General features: G+C 32.2%; 1 protein-coding gene. It reads right to left on the reverse strand.

Annotation, left to right across the window (positions count from 1 at the left end; genetic code table 11):
• A partial coding sequence (locus tag AC1DJR_RS34090; protein ID WP_477004680.1) for a glycoside hydrolase occupies positions 1–368 on the reverse strand: 368 nt, incomplete at both ends.

Consider the following 368-nt stretch of genomic DNA (forward strand, 5'->3'; position numbering starts at 1 on the left):
CATTAGAKAAATTCACAATGATTTTAATCCCTTTTCCATAAGAAGCAGATTGGACTAATTTATCTTCTGACAAATATGCAAAGTTCGTCATTTCTTCTTTTACTGCCTTTTCATGAACTTCATTCCAAACTTTCAGATGCTGCGTAATTTCTTGTTTATGCTTATTCCACTCTACTTCATCTAAATGGTACAACGGAGGCACATTATACAATAACTCATATAACATTCGGTTTCCTACCTCATCTTTTACTTTCAAACTTCCCCATTCCCAGTGGTGCGTTGTAATAACCGAATCATTGTATACTAGTTTATATAATGGTACCGAATATACTGGATTTAAATATACTTGTTTATATTCTTCTTTTAAC

The sequence above is a fragment of the Bacillus sp. 05T31 genome (assembly GCF_056396725.1).